Origin of the sequence: Colwellia sp. BRX8-4 (assembly GCF_014077345.1) — a bacterium.
GTDB lineage: Bacteria > Pseudomonadota > Gammaproteobacteria > Enterobacterales > Alteromonadaceae > Colwellia_A.
Map to the genome: position 1 here is coordinate 38,578 of NZ_JACGVS010000014.1, position 15,214 is coordinate 53,791.

Sequence of the window (15,214 nt, forward strand, 5' to 3'; positions counted from 1 at the left end):
TATGAAATCATTTATTCCCTTTTTATTCGTCACTTTATTAATATCAGCTTGTGCTTCTCAACCTGACTACCGCCCTGCAACTAAAGGGTCATCAGGTTATAGTGAGCAAAAAATTACCAGTGATAGGTATCGTGTACAATTTAAAATCATCTCTAACAGTGTCGCTGATGCAGCTGATTATGCGCTATTAAGATCCGCGGAGCTTACTCAAAAGCAAGGTTTTGATTGGTTTGTCGTGACCAATAAAGAAACTTTTGTTGAGTCTCAAAAAGTAGAGGTTGCCTCTGCATTTGGTTTATCGCATCAACAGCGCATTGAACGCCGTTGTGGCCTATTCAACTGTGAAACTTACCAACGCCCACATAGTGAAATAGGAATTGCCTTTAATAGCGGCAATAACCGTAAAGAAGTGCATAGTATTTTAGAGATTCGAATGGGCAAAGGCATTATGCCTAATGAATCGACTTATAGCGCCGTTGATGTGATTGAAAACTTGTCACAAAAACTGGATAAGCATTAGAAAAAAACATGTGATAATAGTTAATGTAAACGCTAGCAATAATCACATAACTTGAGGTAGCTGTTAATCTACTTAGTAAACCCGGTAACATGCATGTTACCGGGTTTTTCTATAACTAAAGGGGAAATATTCAAGGCCCCATCACTGTAAATAGCATAAGACACCTCTTTTGAATGAATTAATACCCTTGCAAATCATCCGCTTACCTAACAATGAAAAACATAGCACTCATATTAATTTTAAATTAATGTGACCTGCAAAAGAATCGAATGCTAGAATACACAATAATTCAAATTAATCGGATCAGTTATGAAATATGTTGTATTGGTTATAATTATTGCCTTGGTAATTTTCTTTATTTCAAAAAGTTCAAATGATAAAAAAGCCGCGGTTGAAAATATAGCGATAGCTAACCAGTTCTTAGCTACAAATAAAACCCTTGAAAATGTTGTTGAAACAGCTTCAGGTTTGCAATATCTAGTATTGGAAAAAGGTGATGGATTAAAGCACCCAAGTGCCAGTTCAAAAGTGAAAGTGCATTATCATGGCTCTTTACTCGATGGCAGTGTATTTGACAGCTCAGTTGATCGCGGTGAACCCATTAGTTTTGGCTTAAACCAAGTGATACCTGGCTGGACTGAAGGTCTTCAATTAATGGTTGTTGGTGATAAATTTAAGTTTTTTATTCCATCAAGCTTAGGCTATGGCAATAAATCTGCAGGAAAAATAACCCCCGGTTCGTTACTTGTTTTTGAAGTGACACTACTCGACATTCAGTAAATAAAATATCTAAAACAGCAATAATAGAAATATCATTGCTGTTTTATTTAGTCAGATGATTAGGTCTTGCCAGCATATAATAGCCACTATATTTTGTATTGATAACAGCAAACATACGGCTGTTAACTACTCACCTTTGCACTGTAAACTGAATAGAACAATGCTAATAGCAAGCAAATAACAGCAGGAATTAATAAAGCATTAAACTTAAACATACTGAAAAAATAAGCACCAAATCCCCCACCAACAATAAATCCTGTTATTATCAGTAGAAACAATACCGCCTTTCTTTTATCAAAGAGTTCGCCTCGAAGTCTTGAACCTAACATAAGACCAAGATCGGTAAATAACCCAGTTACATGTGTTGTTCGAACAACAGCGCCACTATAGGTTGTCACTAGTGCATTTTGAAGCCCACATGCAGCTGAAGCTAAATAATGGCCAAATAGTGATCCCTTGGATAAGAAATACATTGATGCGAAAATAATGATTGCCTCCAAGATAAGCAGTCGACTGTAATTACGACCCAACTTTAACGAACCACTATTTAGGAAATAGCCTGATATGGCAGAGCCTACTAAGAAGCTAAGCAGAATTAAAACCAAATGAAGCGTATCAGAAAAACTTGAGTTTAAAACGCCTACGCCAAGCAGTGTTGCTGTTCCAGATAAGTGTGAAATAGATTGGTGATTAAATCCTAAAAGTCCAACAGCGTTAATAAAGCCCGCAACCAGTGCTAAAACAAACGAGCCATACTCTACCCACCGAGGTAATTTTGATATCACGATAATCCTTTAATCACAAATGCCACGTTAAGCGCCGATTTGAGTGACTTATAGTTCTTGTGTAAGTGCGGCACTTATAGCGATAGTAAATAACAATATTAAAGCAGCAAGTCCTTTAATTACACCTTTTATACGTTTATATGAGAATTCATTATTCCTTTTATCGTAATGATCGATAATTTCAATCAAAAGATATAAAGCACCTAACAAAAGAGCAGCAAAAGCAAAATATACTGCATTACCTTGAAAGGTAACTTCACCTCTTCCTAGGGGGAGATAAAGAGTACCGCTGTAGACGCCATAAGTGCCATAGCAAAGTAAAAAAATAATAAGTACTTTTTTAACTATCCGCTGTGGTAAAGGAACATCATTTGGAAGATAGTTTTCACTATTTTCTGACTGGTTTTCCCCACGAGTCATACATTAGCTCCTTGATAAGTTCGCATATAAACTATATATATTTTATCGCAAAATAAATAATACTCATGTGCGTTAACATTAAAATCTAATTCGTCTTTAAATAACAGGGATTTTGAAATCAAAACAACCCAAACAAAATCCCACGCTATTTATCGTTTAGTAACGCAGGCAATCGTGTCTTAATTATAATCTTTCTGGAAAATTACAAAAAATACCATCGATATTTAATTCTTTTACTTTGGCAATGTCATCATAGTCATTAACCGTATAAACATAAACTTGTAACCCTTTTTGATGTGCGTCATCAACAAAGTCCTGATTGATAAAATCTAGACTTAAGTTGATGGATTGAGCATTAAGTTCAACGGCACAATCAGCATAAGAAAGAGGAACGCCTTCAAGCAAAACACCGATGGGTATTTGAGGATACAAATGTTTAAATTTATTTAATTCATGATGATCAAATGAAGAAACCATAAAATCAAGCTCAGACCAGCCCTTTTCTTTTATGTATTTATCTATTACCTGATACGTTGCAATTGCGGTACTTCTTCCCTTTAATTCTATATTTACTATCACGCTTTTATCAACAAGATCCAAGACTTCTTCAAGTGTTGGTATAAGTTCACCTTTTCCCGCGTCTAGTTGTCTTAGCTCAACAAAGGTTTTATCTTCAGTATAGCCTATACCATTAGTTGTTCTGTCTACTTTATCGTCATGTATAACAACAAGTTCACCTGTTTTACATACATATACATCTAATTCTATTGCATCAACATTTAACGCTAATGCTTTTTTAAAAGACCTTAGCGTGTTTTCAGGTTCATGACCCATTGCGCCACGATGTCCTATTTTTAGTATCTTTTTATCCAAAATTTATTTCTCTTTATTTTCTATAGTAAAATCATTAACACGGTGATATCAATACGCATAGCGCTCATTAACAGCCAACGGCTATAAAAACAGTTCTAGCACTTTAGAAAGCCGACCTAGCTTTTTAGTGCTTTTTTTAATGGTGTTAAATGAGACTCATAATTGCGCCATTGTTCAAGACCACTTTGATAAATAGGTTGTCGAACTTGCTCAGAGCTAGGCGTGCGAACAGCGCGTTTATTTGTATGAAAATCAATACAAGCCTGCTCAAAAGGCAGTCCACAATAGTCTAATATGCGCCTAACTTGGCTTTCAAGATCGGCAACCACATCTTCATACTGCACACGTAAAATCTTACCGGGTAATTCTTTGTCCCAATGGTCCATCAACTCAACATAACTACGATAATAATGTCCAATGTCTTCAAGATCATAGGAAAATTGCTGCCCCTCACCAAACAATTGTTTAAAACCACTAAAACAACAGGACAAAGCATCGCGTCTCGCATCGATAATTTTCGCATTAGGCAAGATCAGATTGATAAGTGCAATATGCCGGAAATTGTTTGGCATTTTATCGATAAAGAACATTGCTCCTTGGCGATGATGCCGAGTCTCTTCAATATACAGCTCGCCCATTTTAGTGAGGTCATCAGCAGTAAGATTGCTTAGAATACTTGGGTATTTGGGGGTGTCACGCGTGGCTTGTCGACCATTTAAGCGATGCGCTAGACCGATAATGTTGGCCAATTCCATTGTCCCATCGACCTGTGAGTGTGAAGAGAGGATTTGTTCTAAAAGTGTCGACCCCGCTCTGGGTAGTCCAACAATAAATATAGGATCTGCAGCAGAGCAACCGGTTTGTTTATGGCGATTGAAAAACGCAGCGTCAAAATTATTTTTCTGAAATTCAAACGATAACTCGAGAGATTTGCTGTCAAATCTGTCTTGCTCGCTCTTGAGTTTATTGCCGCGATGGTAAAAAGAGAAGGCTTCGTCAAAGAGCTCACTGTCTTCTAAGTCTTTGCCAAGCGCAAAGCAAAAATGAATTTTATCATTTATCGATGTAGTGGCGCTTGCTTCTTGAACCCGCATTTGCTGACGTTCATCAGAGGTAAATCGGTAAGTTTTTAAATTGGCCAAACTCCAGAAAGCATCACCAAAATCAGGTTTGAGATCGTAGCTTTTACGGTAAGCTTGAATCGCGTCTTCAACACGCCCCATCGTTTTTAATGCATGGCCGAGAGTTAAATAGATAGAGTAATTAGCTGCGTTGCTATCCAATACACTTTCAAAGGTGCTTATAGCTGCTTCAAAATCTCCAGTGGCTTGTTGCGCATTGCCAAGACCAATTTTAAACGTTGCATTTTCCGGGTCTGAATCTAATAGAATTTTTGCTTGCTCAAGTGCCTTATTAAATTTTTGTCGTTTATGCAGAACATGAACATAGTCAAGGCGTGCTCTTTTGTAATTTGGTTCAAATTCAAGGCAGCTGGCTAATAAGAACTCCGCGTCATCAAGAATTTGAAACTTTGTTCCTAACTCAGCCAATAAGCGCATAGCTTCTGGTTGATGGGGATTGTCTTTGAGAAAATGACGACAGAGCCATTCAGCGCGATGTAATTGCTTTTGATATATTAAGCTAGAAACAGAAACTAATGCTGGCGGTAAACTGGAGAGCCAATCAGCACGTTTTTTTGCTTCCTGATGCATCGGATAACCAGGTTGGTCGGCTAAAGCGCGCCAACTTCCAAACAAAGCTGGATTTAAGGCGACTGCTTTTTCAAAGGATGCTATCGCTTGGCTAGTGTTCGCCATTGCTTTGTGAGTATAACCTTGCTCTTGATGCGCCCGGCCATGGTCCGGTTGTTTTATAAGAATTTGATCAAGACTTGCCATAGCCAGATTATATTTTTGTTGTTTACGCTGACAGACTGCAAGACAATAAACACCTTCAATATGTCCTGGATTTTCCGCAAGCATATCTTCTAGGTTCTTAGCTGCTTGGCTTAAGTGGCCTTTTTGAATCAAAAGTTGACACTGTTTAATAACTTGGTCTGGTTGGAGGTTTTTCAATTCATTTGGCAAAATAATGTCTCGGTAAATATCAAGAGATGGTTGATATTGTCTATAAATATACAAAAAAAATGGGTCGACGTTATTAAACGCCGACCCTATCTTATCTTAAAATACTTTAAAATAATGTAAAATGCTAATAATCATAGCTTATTCTAAAGCCAACTGTGCGAGGTCTCGTTGGTGAAACCCTAAAGACATTATCAGCTGAACCCGCAGCAACTTGTCCAAGAGAATCGGTAGCATTGTCAATAAAGAGTGTTGCTTTCCAGTCATCTTTTCCAATAGAGGCAGATAGGTTAACTTGATTATAAGACGGTAACTCGACACGATCAGCAGCAACTAAGCTATTAAAACGTGAGTCTGTCCATTTAAATACGCCTTGAAAAACAGCAGCAAAGTCGCCGATATTTTGATAGTAACGCGCGCCAACCACACCTTCATTTTCTGGTGCGTAAGGGAGATTAGACCCTACTGGTGTGATATTAACTAAGGTGTTTGGAATATCAGTCAACTCTGAATCAATGTAACTAAATGAGCCAAAAAGGTCGACATTATCGGTCGCAGCCCAGTTAAGTTCAAATTCAACACCATTGATATCAGCAGAACCAACATTATCAAAGAATGAGCTATTAGCGATACTAAGATCAAGAACGCCTTGCTGCATGTCACTGAAATCAACATTGTATATCGCGCCATTAAAACGCAAAGTATTATTAAGCCAAGTTGTTTTCCAGCCTAATTCAACACTAACAACATCATCGGTATCAAAAGTAGCAGGAATGCCACCAGTGCCAACTGCACGATTGAATCCACCGCCTCTAAAGCCTTCAGAATACGTAGCATAAAACATCGCGTCAGCATTCATTTCCCAGCGTATATTGGCTTTGTAAATCGTTCCCGATATCGTTGCAGGCGATAAACCAGCCAGTCTTGAATCGACATTGGTTCCGGCATCTGCCTCTGGTCCAGATGCTCTTTGACCGAAAGGAGATTGTCCCATCAAGCCCATTTCAATATTATAGTGACGTGCACCAACTGTTACGGTTACCTCTTCAGTAACGTCGTAAGCAAGCTCACCAAATACAGACATTTCTTCACGGTCTGATTGATAATCATTGAAATAAGTTACGCCCGGCGGTCGAGCACTGCCATCGGTGTTAGTGAAAGCACCCGGTATTGGAAAGTTTGGTGAAAATCCAGCGGCGATAGAACCCGCATAAGTAAAGTCAGTTAACGTATTAAGTTGCTGATCATCATAGAAAACACCACCAATCGCTCTAAAACGGTCTTCCGCATTGGTTGCAACACGAATTTCGTGCACAACGCGTTCTGTTTCAAACTGCTCAGAAGTAGTCATCACAGGACTAAAGCATTCATCATAACCTGGGTAACTACAAATGTAGTAAGGAACATATGGTCCTATTTCTATATAAGCAGTATAGTCAGTATTACCTTGGAACGTGCGGTTGGTGAACGAGCCGTTATAAATAACTTCAAGGCCGCCAAGCATACCATTCAATGTCCACTGTGTTAGGTCAACTTTATCATCACCAGCCGTCGGCGAAAAAGTGGCTGTATTTAAGTCGTCTTCAGTGCTGATAGACGGATCATATTCAAAAGAACCTTCAGTATCTAACTGTTGGTTTGTGTGCTGTACTAACAAATCCCATTCGTCGTTGATTTGCCATAAGCCACTAATTCTGACGCCACGGTGTGTCGCTTCATTGTAATCATCTTTTGCAAGTGTAGAGTTACTGACTACTTGTCGAGATGAAGGAACGCTGCCACCCAGTGCTGGATTAGTTAATGGTAATTGCGTTGTAGACAGCGCATTATCAATAAACCCACCATCAGTAGAATTATAAGCTGCAATTCGTATGGCAAACTCATCTTCTATAATAGGAAGATTGACATAACCTTCAGTTTTATTACTGATGCCACCACTCTTGGTCGATGACATACCTACCTCGCCACCGGCTCTAAATTCGTTCAATTCCGGTTTGTTGGTAATAAGGCGAACGGTACCTGCCTGTGAACTAGCACCAAACAATGTGCCTTGAGGACCTTTTAACACTTCGATACGTTGCAAATCAACCGCATATAAATCTATATTACGACCTGGAGTAGTGATTGGAGTTTCATCAAGGTAAAAAGCAACGCTTGGCTCGCCCCCTATGCCTGCAAGTCTAACATCAGCACGACCGGCGGATACACCACGGATATAGGTTTCTTGCTTACCAGGACCTTGACCTTCAGAGCTAACACCCGGTAGTAATGCAATATAATCTTCAAAGCTGTCAATACCCAGTTGCTGAAGTTGTGCTCCACTAATGGCTTGAACAGCAAGCGGCACTGCTTGTTGGTTTTCTGAACGGCGAGTTGAAGTAACCGTTATAGTTTCGATCTGGCGCTCAGTCTCAACTTTTTTGTCTTCTGCTTTACTCTTTTCCTGAGCTTGAACGGCACTACTACTCAATGCAAGAGCGATTGCCATGGTCAATACGGTTTTAACTGGTCGGTTTTTATGATACATAAGTACCCTCGTTGATTATTTTCTGTGACTTAGCAGATACTAAGTAAATTAATAGATCAATATCGAAGCAAAACGCTTATCAAGTGACAGCCTTTTGCTTCTTTGTGACAAACCGTCAAAAGTTTTCGCAAACAGCTGTGTCGTTAAAATAGCCTGTAATATAACTTAATGATTAATATCACAGAAATTTTTGAGTTGTAGCATACTACAATATCGGAAAGATTACTGAATATAGCTAAAATAAACAGCAAACTTCGGTGAAAAGATGGTATTTTGAAGAAGTAACGTTTAGAACGACTCACGGGGTTTATTTAAGCTTGTGGCGATAAACTCTTAAAGGGTTAAAGAGTTTATCGCATTAAATACCTTACTTGACGACACTTTCCCCTGACTTTGCCGCTTTATATTCCGCATGCATAAATGCCCAAACAGATATAATACCCACAGCTGAAATCAATATAAGCATATTCATAAAGCTAGACCAACCACCCGCACTATCAGCTAACCTGCCGCCAATAAAGGCAAATGTTGCACTGGCCGCAAAACCAAAAGCATCAATAAAACTCACCAACTTTGCACTGTGGGGTCCACCATATTCGATAGAGAATATTGACATAGGTAGGTAATAAGCGGGAGAAATTGAAAAGGCGAATAAGAAAATTGCGCTCAAAGCGACAATGTAATTCACTTCAACACTCAAATCAAACCAAGATAAATACTTCAGGGTCAGGATACTCAATAAACTCAGGGTCATCGCTATCGTTAATACGGTGCGAATACCTTTCTTTGAAAATCGGTCGTAAAATGCTATAGAAGCTAACAATCCAGCCAAAGAACCTACGGGGAAGATAGTAGAAGCCATTGCTGCTTGTGAAGGAGATAATTGATAGGTTTCCATAAGATAAACGGCAACAAAGTCTAAAAAGGCCATCATACAAGTAAGCATCATTAGCATTAGCACCACGAGCCAAACTCTCGGACTTTTAATAAATGCCAACATACCTGCACCCATACTCGTATCTTGAAGTGGGTGGTTATATTTGTTATCAACTGCCTGCTTTGCTGCTTTGGCTAGCGCTATACCTTCGGCACTGGTATCAGTATGATCACTTTCAATTTCTCTAAAAAAGTTGGGGTTTTCTGGTTTTTCTTGTAGAAAAAAATAACAACCAATAAAAACAACCAGTCCAAAAGCCGCAGCGATGAAAGCGACTGAACGCCAATCCATAAAGCTTAATAACCAACCAAAGAATAAAGTCGCTAACACAACACTGAATCTAGAACTGGTAGAAATAATACTCCAAACTCGCCCGTAATGATGAGGGTGATACCATTCTCCAACCAGTTTGGTCATCGCTGGCCAACCTGAAGATTTTGTACAGTACAATAGGAATGAAAAAACAGTAAAAGCCATTACATTAGGAGAGAGTCCAAAAGCAATAACAAAGAGCGCCGTTAGAAATATGCCAATCAAAAAAGTAAAGCGCCCACCTATAATATCAGCAAGGGGCCCCCAAATGAGCTTGCCAACCAACGCACCTAAAGTACCATAAGCAGCAAAATCACCCAGATTAGTTTTTGTTAAGGCTAAGGTTTCATCGGCAAGCAAGGCAGGACTAAGAATAGTGACCATTTGACGACAAATCATCATGGCGGCATAACCAAGATACATGGCGATAATAATATTTAATTGCTTTGGGGGTCGGTTAGACATAATTTCTCTGTGAACAGTTGTAATATAGTTAACGGTACTCCTATAAAACACTGGCTCTGTTAGGTTAATGATTATGGATTCGATGATACTATGTTATTCAGTAGTTTACGTCAAATACGCCAAAAAAATTAGCCTTCTATCAAACTGACAATAATTACAGGTGCACTACTTTCAAGTAAAGTGACGATATTTTATTCAAGAATATTATGAATTTAGATTAAACAGATAATAGTTACAGTATCTATCGTTTATAACAACAGAATTATTAGCGCAATATAATTCAAGAGAAAAAATCTAAACGATGTAGATGATGACTTGCAACAATGGGGAGGATTCTAACTAACTAGGAAGTTCAGAAAAAAAGGTGGTACCCGGAGACGGACTTGAACCGTCACACTCTATGTTCAAGTAAAGTGACGAGATTTTTATTCAAGAGAAAAAATCTAAACGATGTAGATGATGACTTGTAATAATGGGGAGAATTCTAACTAACTAGGAAGTACAGAAAAAAAGGTGGTACCCGGAGACGGACTTGAACCGTCACACTCTATGTTCAAGTAAAGTGACGAGATTTTTATTCAAGAGAAAAAATCTAAACGATGTAGATGATGACTTGCAATAATGGAGAGGATTTTAACTAACTAGGAAGTTCAGAAAAAAGGTGGTACCCGGAGACGGACTTGAACCGTCACACTCTATGTTCAAGTAAAGTGACGAGATTTTTATTCAAGAGAAAAAATCTAAACGGTGTAGATGATGACTTGTAATAATGGGGAGGATTCTAACTAACTAGGAAGTACAGAAAAAAAGGTGGTACCCGGAGACGGACTTGAACCGTCACACTCTATGAGCGAGGGATTTTAAATCCCTTGTGTCTACCAATTCCACCACCCGGGCATCGGATAATTCTTTTTAAAGTAGAGATTGGCTCCCTACTAACTCTTAATTACTAAGAGATTTTTACTATCTAGCTTAACGCTAAATATTGGAGCGGCTAACGAGACTCGAACTCGTGACATTCACGTTGGCAACGTGATGCTCTACCAGCTGAGCTACAGCCGCTTCGTAGATTAAGTAATATATATCATTACTTAAGGTTTTCTTTTCTTTAATAAAATTTGGAGCGGCTAACGAGACTCGAACTCGTGACATTCACGTTGGCAACGTGATGCTCTACCAGCTGAGCTACAGCCGCTTCATAACTTGCTATTACAAACAAGGTTTAAATTTTATCTGCATGCACCAACATACACCATCTTAACTACCCACTTTACTCTGTTAAAAACAAAGTGGTACCCGGAGACGGACTTGAACCGTCACACTCTATGAGCGAGGGATTTTAAATCCCTTGTGTCTACCAATTCCACCACCCGGGCATCGGATAATTATTTTTTATAGTAGTGATTGGTTCCCTACTTCTTAGTATTTAAACTAAGTCCTTCATACATCCAACACTTATAAATAAGTAATGGAGGCGGGTCCCGGAGTCGAACCGAGGTCCACGGATTTGCAATCCGCTGCATAGCCATTCTGCCAACCCGCCGAATCCTTTGAATAGATAACGATTTAAAAAAATCATTATAAATCAAACTTGGAGCGGCTAACGAGACTCGAACTCGTGACATTCACGTTGGCAACGTGATGCTCTACCAGCTGAGCTACAGCCGCTTCATCTGCTGACTCCCTGTCAACTTGGGACGCATTCTACATTGAAATTATTTGGAGTCAACAGTTTAATTTCAATTTTGTTTTGACTGCTCAAAAAGCGGCTAATTTGACGTTTTTTTAACTAAATATATCATTTTCTAGCTATTTTGTTTCGCTAACTCTGGCCAAGCTACTTTAAAATAGGCCAGCATCGACCAAAAAGTAAGCACTGTGGCTATCGCATAAAAGCTGTAAGCGATAAACATTAATATTTCATGTGGAAAATTAAACAAAATTAACGGAATATCATAATCAGGTTGCCAAATTAATCCCATAATACCTAGCATTTGCGCAGCTGTTTTATATTTTCCCATTTGAGAAACAGCAATTTCATCGCGTTTACCGCGTGAAGACATAAATTCACGCAAGGCACTAATAAAAATTTCACGAGCAATCATTAATATTGCTGAAATTGAAATCCACCACAGTTGATAATCTTGAATAAGTAGCACTAAAGCAGCAACAACCATTAATTTATCAGCTACTGGGTCGATAAAGGCGCCAAATGCTGAAGATTGGTTTAATTTACGTGCTAGATAGCCATCAAGAGCATCACTAATAGCAGCAAGCCAGAATACGGCAAATGCGCCGAAATGATTCCATGAGACTGGTAAATAAAATACCACTAAAAAAACAGGTATTAATACTATCCGAAACATGGTGATTTGATTTGGAATGGTCCACATAAATTTATTTTACTACTAAAGCAACAAGCGTTACCGCATTCTACACATTACAGGCAGAGACGTAAATTTTTATCAAAAAATAGCAATAATAAGTGTAGACAACAAAGATGGGTTTATTACAGGAAGACGTTTAACTTATTTATCATGTAAGGCGTTATATATTGTATCGGCTAAAACAGCACTAATACCAGGCACCTTTTCAAGTATTGACCTATCGGCTTGCATAACTTCTTGGAGCCCACCTAAATATTTTAATAAGGCTTGACGTTTTTTCGCGCCAATTCCTTCAATAGATTCAAGTGTCGATTTTTTGCTGGCTTTTTGACGCTTGGCTCGATGTCCTGTAATGGCAAAACGATGTGATTCATCACGAATATGCTGTACTAAGTGTAAAGCTGGTGAGGTTGATGGTAATGAAATTAGCTGATGACTACCTGCTAAGATTAGCGTTTCAAGTCCAGGCTTACGCCCTTCTCCTTTAGCGACACCAACTAATAGTGGGATTTTTTCTAAAGCGGTATCTGTTTGCCATTGAGCAAAAAATGCTTCTGCTTTTGATAATTGTCCTTTACCGCCATCAATAAAAACAATGTCAGGCATATTTTCCAAGGTGGTCACTTTGCCATAACGTTTGTTAAGCGCAAACGCCATCGCCGCATAATCATCACCCGGTGTAATGCCATAAACATTATAACGACGATAATCACTTTTTAAAGGCCCTTCTTGATTGAACACCACATTAGATGCCACGGTTTGTTGCCCCATGGTATGACTAATATCAAAACACTCAATTCGGTTAATGCCATTATCAAGTTCAAAAACTTCATTTAATGCCGAAAAACGGGCTTGCATTGACGCTTTATGACTATTCTTAGTGACTAATGCATTTTGCGCATTGGTACAGGCCAACTTTAAATATTGGGCACGTTCGCTGCGAACACTCGTTGATATTTTAACATTGCGCTCGGCTTGCTCACTCAAAAGCTTAGTAAGCTCTTCAATGTGTTCAAAACTTTCACTGATCACTATTTCTTTAGGTATCGCAGCACTTTTCAAGTCTTGCCCTAAGTAATGCTGGCTTATAAAGGCTTGGTAAACGTCTGCTTGTTCAGTTTCGGCAGGAATGCTAGGGAAATAGCTTTTGCTACCCAGTATCTTTTGATCACGTATAAATAAAACGTGTACACAAACCTGTGATTTCTCAATATAGATACCGATAACATCAAGTTCAGCGACAATACCACTGACAAACTGTTGCTTTTGAACTTGTCGTAACGTAGCGATTTGATCTCGGTACTTAGCCGCAGCCTCAAAGTCTAATGTGTGGCTAGCTTGTTCCATTTCAACCACTAAACTATCAATAACCGTTGAGCTTTTTCCTCGTAAAAATAGTTTAGCTAAGTCAACTTGTTGCTGGTAATCAACCGCTGATATTTTATCGACACAGGGTGCAGAACAACGATTTAATTGATACTGCAAACAAGGACGACTGCGCGCACGATAATAACTATCTTCGCATTGACGAACCGGAAATAACTTTTGCATTAAACGAAGGCTTTCCCAAACAGCACCAACAGTTGGATATGGACCAAAGTATTCACCTTTAACTTTTTTACCGCCTCGGTGAACGCCTAGCTTAGGATGTTTATGGTCTGTTATTAGTAAATAGGGGTAAGACTTATCATCTCGTAATAAAATATTATATTTAGGGAGATATTTTTTAATGTAGTTGTTTTCAAGAATTAACGCTTCGCCCTCAGTATGAGTAACAGTGACGTCAATCGCCATAATATGGCTGACTAATACTTTGGTTTTGGTGCTGCCGACATCTTTACGAAAGTAACTGGCAAGGCGTTTTCTAAGCTGTTTAGCTTTTCCTACATAGATAACCGTTTGGTGTTTATCGTACATCCGATAAACACCCGCTTGCTCAGAAACGGAAGAAAGAAAAGCTTGGTGATCAAAAAGAGATTGAGAAATTGACAAGGTTTATAATGTTTCTGTTTTGATCATACCATGACGAATAGCGAGATGAGTAAGTTCTACATCATTACCAACGTTCAACTTTTCAAACATTCTATATCGGTAACTATTAATCGTTTTAGTACTTAAAATGAGTTGTTCTGAAATATGGGGGACTTTTTCGCCACGGGTGATCATCAACATAATTTGAAGTTCACGTTCAGACAAGGTATTGAATGGATTTTCTTCATTCGATTTAAACTGACTTAATGCCATTTGTTGAGCAATATCTGGCGTTATATAACGCTGACCACTGTTTACTGCTCGAATAGCGTTAACCATTTCATCAGCACCAGCACCTTTAGTTAAATAACCTGCAGCGCCAATTTGCATGACCTTGGTAGGAATAGGGTCTTCTGAATACACAGTTAACACGATAACTTTTATGTCAGGTGAATAACGAATTATTTTTTTAGTCGCTTCTAAACCACCTATCCCCGGCATGTTCATGTCCATTAACACAACATCGGGTTGACTTTTACGACAAAATTGTACGGCTTCTTCTCCGGTTTCGGCCTCGCCTATGACTTTAAGTCCTTTTACGTCGTCTAGAATTCTACGTATTCCTGTACGAACTAACTCATGATCATCGACCAATAAAACATTTATCAACGGAGGTTCACCTTAATTTACAATTTTTATTATCTTGGAGAATACTGTAAGAAATATTCCTTATATGATTAGAGCATATAGGGTATTAGCAAGCAGTACAATTGAATTCAACCATCTTACATTGAAAAAGTGCAGCATAGTTATAGCACTGCTTTATTAACCTACTGTTAGGCTAAATTTTAACTAAAGATCATGCTTCTTTAACCAATTATTTAACAAACCAATTTGACCATTTTTATAAGCAGCATAAGTCAATCTAACCGCATTACTTAAAATGACGCTGTCCGTCCATTTCGTCTGCTCGGCTATGAGTTCGTAACAATTTTGTGCTTCTGGAGACAAATAGCCACGCATTTCTTTTTTGCCATTCTCTTTTTGTCGTTCGCGATAGCGCTTTTGTTTCTCTGCGTTACTAAATGCTTTTTTATTCTCTTTCATCAGTGAGTTACCAAATTATCTAAAATAAAAACAAGGTTATGCGTAA

12 protein-coding genes and 6 tRNA genes are annotated in these 15,214 nt (G+C 38.6%); 2 read left to right on the top strand and 16 right to left on the bottom strand.

Translation table 11 applies throughout. The features are described from left to right. Nucleotide 1 precedes the first annotated feature (1 nt). Complete coding sequence (locus tag H4J56_RS12680) at nucleotides 2-520, top strand: CC0125/CC1285 family lipoprotein (RefSeq protein WP_070373679.1); 519 nt, start codon at nucleotides 2-4, stop codon at nucleotides 518-520. Nucleotides 521-829: 309 nt separating this feature from the next. Beyond that, a complete protein-coding gene (locus H4J56_RS12685; RefSeq protein WP_182217204.1) occupies nucleotides 830-1,300 on the top strand; it encodes an FKBP-type peptidyl-prolyl cis-trans isomerase in 471 nt (156 codons plus the stop codon). A 122-nt stretch (nucleotides 1,301-1,422) separates the two neighbouring features. On the opposite strand, the gene H4J56_RS12690 is transcribed toward H4J56_RS12685, so the two are convergent. The 16 genes from H4J56_RS12690 to H4J56_RS12765 form a co-directional block, all read right to left on the bottom strand. After that, complete coding sequence (locus H4J56_RS12690) at nucleotides 1,423-2,085, bottom strand: YoaK family protein (RefSeq protein WP_182243407.1); 663 nt, start codon at nucleotides 2,083-2,085, stop codon at nucleotides 1,423-1,425. A gap of 48 nt (nucleotides 2,086-2,133) precedes the next feature. Further along, the gene (locus tag H4J56_RS12695) at nucleotides 2,134-2,505 is read right to left on the bottom strand and encodes a hypothetical protein (protein WP_182259427.1); all 372 of its coding nucleotides are present in this window, start codon (nucleotides 2,503-2,505) and stop codon (nucleotides 2,134-2,136) included. A 183-nt stretch (nucleotides 2,506-2,688) separates the two neighbouring features. Beyond that, nucleotides 2,689-3,378 (bottom strand): glycerophosphodiester phosphodiesterase family protein, encoded by a 690-nt coding sequence (locus tag H4J56_RS12700; RefSeq protein ID WP_197517634.1) that lies wholly within the window; start codon nucleotides 3,376-3,378, stop codon nucleotides 2,689-2,691. 116 nt (nucleotides 3,379-3,494) lie between these two features. Beyond that, complete coding sequence (locus H4J56_RS12705) at nucleotides 3,495-5,453, bottom strand: tetratricopeptide repeat-containing sulfotransferase family protein (RefSeq protein ID WP_259368194.1); 1,959 nt, start codon at nucleotides 5,451-5,453, stop codon at nucleotides 3,495-3,497. Nucleotides 5,454-5,589: 136 nt separating this feature from the next. Continuing rightward, nucleotides 5,590-7,989 (bottom strand): TonB-dependent receptor, encoded by a 2,400-nt coding sequence (locus H4J56_RS12710; protein ID WP_070373683.1) that lies wholly within the window; start codon nucleotides 7,987-7,989, stop codon nucleotides 5,590-5,592. 367 nt (nucleotides 7,990-8,356) lie between these two features. Beyond that, nucleotides 8,357-9,703: an MFS transporter gene (locus tag H4J56_RS12715; protein WP_182222022.1), complete on the bottom strand. Its 1,347-nt coding sequence runs from the start codon at nucleotides 9,701-9,703 to the stop codon at nucleotides 8,357-8,359. 811 nt (nucleotides 9,704-10,514) lie between these two features. Continuing rightward, nucleotides 10,515-10,600: transfer RNA gene (locus H4J56_RS12720), tRNA-Leu, on the bottom strand. An 89-nt stretch (nucleotides 10,601-10,689) separates the two neighbouring features. Beyond that, nucleotides 10,690-10,765: transfer RNA gene (locus H4J56_RS12725), tRNA-Gly, on the bottom strand. Nucleotides 10,766-10,822: 57 nt separating this feature from the next. Continuing rightward, nucleotides 10,823-10,898 (bottom strand) — tRNA-Gly (locus H4J56_RS12730). Nucleotides 10,899-10,993: 95 nt separating this feature from the next. After that, nucleotides 10,994-11,079: transfer RNA gene (locus tag H4J56_RS12735), tRNA-Leu, on the bottom strand. A gap of 93 nt (nucleotides 11,080-11,172) precedes the next feature. Further along, nucleotides 11,173-11,246: transfer RNA gene (locus tag H4J56_RS12740), tRNA-Cys, on the bottom strand. A gap of 49 nt (nucleotides 11,247-11,295) precedes the next feature. Continuing rightward, nucleotides 11,296-11,371 (bottom strand) — tRNA-Gly (locus H4J56_RS12745). Nucleotides 11,372-11,508: 137 nt separating this feature from the next. Next, nucleotides 11,509-12,096, bottom strand: a complete 588-nt coding sequence (gene pgsA / locus H4J56_RS12750; RefSeq protein ID WP_070373704.1) for a CDP-diacylglycerol--glycerol-3-phosphate 3-phosphatidyltransferase — start codon at nucleotides 12,094-12,096, stop codon at nucleotides 11,509-11,511. A gap of 135 nt (nucleotides 12,097-12,231) precedes the next feature. Beyond that, nucleotides 12,232-14,082: an excinuclease ABC subunit UvrC gene (gene uvrC, locus H4J56_RS12755; RefSeq protein ID WP_182259429.1), complete on the bottom strand. Its 1,851-nt coding sequence runs from the start codon at nucleotides 14,080-14,082 to the stop codon at nucleotides 12,232-12,234. Between the two features lie 3 nt (nucleotides 14,083-14,085). Beyond that, on the bottom strand, nucleotides 14,086-14,730 hold the full coding sequence (gene uvrY / locus H4J56_RS12760) for a UvrY/SirA/GacA family response regulator transcription factor (protein ID WP_070373705.1): 645 nt from the start codon (nucleotides 14,728-14,730) through the stop codon (nucleotides 14,086-14,088). A gap of 183 nt (nucleotides 14,731-14,913) precedes the next feature. Beyond that, on the bottom strand, nucleotides 14,914-15,168 hold the full coding sequence (locus H4J56_RS12765) for a hypothetical protein (RefSeq protein ID WP_070373706.1): 255 nt from the start codon (nucleotides 15,166-15,168) through the stop codon (nucleotides 14,914-14,916). Nucleotides 15,169-15,214: the final 46 nt, after the last annotated feature.